The organism is Heminiphilus faecis (assembly GCF_008728965.1).
Lineage (GTDB): Bacteria > Bacteroidota > Bacteroidia > Bacteroidales > Muribaculaceae > Muribaculum > Muribaculum faecis.
Genome location: NZ_VSMC01000058.1, coordinates 1 through 3,031, shown reverse-complemented (window position 1 = coordinate 3,031; position 3,031 = coordinate 1). Strand labels below are relative to the sequence as shown.

General features: G+C 47.2%; 1 protein-coding gene. It reads left to right on the top strand.

From position 1 onward, the window contains the following. Positions 1-228: 228 nt before the first annotated feature. Entirely contained in the window at positions 229-2,157 is a 1,929-nt protein-coding gene (locus FW767_RS12875; RefSeq protein ID WP_121700416.1) for a glycoside hydrolase family 97 protein, read from the top strand. Positions 2,158-3,031 lie beyond the last annotated feature (874 nt).

The window sequence follows — 3,031 nt, the reverse complement described above, 5'->3', positions numbered from 1 at the left end:
ATAAGAGAATAATGGAAATACAAAAGAAATTGAACCGCAGACCACGAGAGAAAATAAACTTTGATACACCTAAGGCGCGTTTTTTCGCACACGTTGGATAAATTTGCATTTGCTGTTGGACTCTACAATCCATGAACGGCGGGGCAAAGATAAAAATATTTCGGTTAAACTGAAAATTTTAATTTAAATTATGTTATCTTTGACATATAGATATTTAAATAATTGACCATGACAAAGTGCCTATTGTATGTAGCCGCCGCGCTATTTCCGCTCGTGTCGGGAGCGGCAACAGTGAAAAGTCCCGACAAACAACTCACAGTCGACATAACCTCAATCGACGGCAATCCGGTATACTCGGTTGTTCTTGAAAATGATACCATACTGTCAAAATCGCCACTCGGCTTCATTGCTGACACCGGTGACTTCAGTCATGGTATGAAAATAACAAACGTGACAGAAGATGTCATAAAAAAGACTTACCGTCAGGATAAAATAAAGAAAAGCAGTATAGACTACAACGCCAATGTGCTTAAAGTCGATTTTAAGAACGACAGCGGCAATGCCATGACGGTGGAGTGCAGGGTAAGCAACAATAATGTGGCCGTGCGCTATATCATACCGCGACAGAACGGAGGCGAGACCGGAGCCATGGTCATAAACGAGGAGAAAACAGGTTTCCGTTTTCCAAACGGCACAACGACATTCCTTACCCCGCAGAGCGACGCCATGATAGGCTGGAAACGTACAAAGCCGAGCTATGAGGAGTTTTACAGCGCTGATGCTCCGATGGACACTGTATCGCAGTTCGGTCACGGATATACATTCCCGGCCCTGTTCAGAATCGGCGACAAAGGCTGGGCACTGCTCAGCGAGACAGATGTGGACGGATATTACTGCGCAAGCCATTTGAGCGACTACAAGAACGGCGTATATACCATAGCCTACCCAATGGCCGAGGAAAACAACGGCAATGGCTCCGCAGCTCCCGGCATAGCCTTGGAGGGTACCACTCCGTGGCGTACGATAAGCATAGGACGCGACCTCGCTCCCATCGTTGAGACCACAGTCATGTGGGATCTTGTAGAACCGCGCTATGAAGCCTCACGGCCTGCGGCTCCGGGCAAAGGCACATGGAGCTGGATCATATGGCAGGATGCAAGCATCAATTTTGACGACCAGAAGACATATATAGACCTTGCCGCAGATATGGGATATAATCACGCCCTTATCGACAACTGGTGGGACACCAACATAGGCCGTGAAGGCATAGAACGTCTTGCCCGATACGCTAAATCAAAAGGTGTCAACATAGCCATGTGGTACTCGTCAAGCGGCCACTGGAACGACATAGTACAAGGACCGACCGGCCTTATGGACCGACCTATAGTACGAAAAAAGGAGATGCAATGGCTTAAAGACATTGGCGTCAAAACAATTAAAGTAGACTTCTTCGGCGGCGACAAGCAGGAGACCATGCGCTTGTATGAAGATATACTCAGCGATGCCGCCGACTATGGCATCGACGTGATATTCCACGGCTGCACGCTGCCCCGCGGCTGGGAGCGGATGTATCCCAATTATGTGGGCAGCGAGGCCGTACTCGCATCGGAAAACCTCGTATTTGACCAACACCACTGCGACATCGAAGCGTTCAGCGCCACGCTCCATCCGTTTATTCGTAATGCGACGGGTATCATGGAATATGGCGGCACCGTACTTAACCGTCGCCTGCACCGAAGCAACAATGCCGGCACAACACGCCGCACCGGCGATGCGTTTCAACTCGCCACATCCGTACTGTTTCAGAATCCTGTTCAGAACTTCGCCCTTACTCCCGACAACCTGACCGGTTCTCCGGCTGAGGCTATCGAATTTATGAAAGAGGTACCGACAACTTGGGATGACGTGAAACTTATAGACGGCTACCCCGGCAAGTATGTCGTACTCGCACGCCGTCATGACGACAAATGGTACGTGGCCGGTGTCAATGCCGGTCCTGATACAAGAAAAATAATCCTCCCCAAATTTACCGGAAACAAAGGCACTCTTATCATTGACAAAGACACGATGAAGCTCCAAAAGAAAGAAGTGCAACTTAACGGAAAGAACTCGATAGACCTTCCGGTCAATTGCGGTTTTGTGCTTATTACAGAATAAAAGCTATTACATATATTTTAAAATAATTTTTTGATATATTTTAAAATAATTCAATATTTTTTGGTAGTTACAAAAACATTGATTATATTTGCATAAATTAAACACTAACGGATAAATACATTTTTTTGCACAATTCGCCTCGTAAACCTGCATTAACCATTACTATATATAATGCAACGAGTCCGATCTTATGAACAAACTTTTTTAAAGACAATAAAGCCGCTCCGTAAAGAAGCGGCTTTATTGCGTTCAGGCTTTTGCATCACCCCAAATGTCCAACCTGCATATCTTCATGAATCAGACAATCTCCACAAAGTATACAGGGAGCGGGCTATCTGCTCCATAGCAAACATATGCCACCAATTTAAACGATGCCGCGCATAAATATAACTCGCAATGTAAGCCAAAACGAATATCATATAACCGGAGGCCATCACCGCGTAGCACTCAGATTGCGATGAAAGCCGGCAGCCATCAGGAAATAAGGAATCAATGTAAGAATGCGGTCGTCAGACAACGACTATGTCTCTGGCAGGGACGCCAGTACCACGGCGTCAGGCCACGACCAGCGTGAGGGCTCTTGCATGGATATCCGGATCCGCGGGCGACGTACTACCGGGGCTCCTACAAGCCTGTTGCATTTTGGACTTCAACCGGGTTTTGAAGCTGATTCAAAAATAGGAGTTACATCAATGTGTGTGCGCAGTCGGTCAGCCATGGGGCCGGTCAGGATAAACGGTGTGTGTGTGTGAAAGGTAGGGGTATAAAAAAAGGGTGCAAGCGTTGTGCTTGCACCCTGAAGGGGGCGGTTACCTACTCTCCCACTTTCGCAGTACCATCGGCGTGATGAGGTTTAACTTCTCTGTTCGGAATG

What these genes read in the sequence shown, in the direction of transcription:
- FW767_RS12875 (WP_121700416.1), top strand. Translation starts at nt 229, where the DNA reads ATGACAAAGTGCCTATTGTATGTAGCCGCCGCGCTATTTCCGCTCGTG.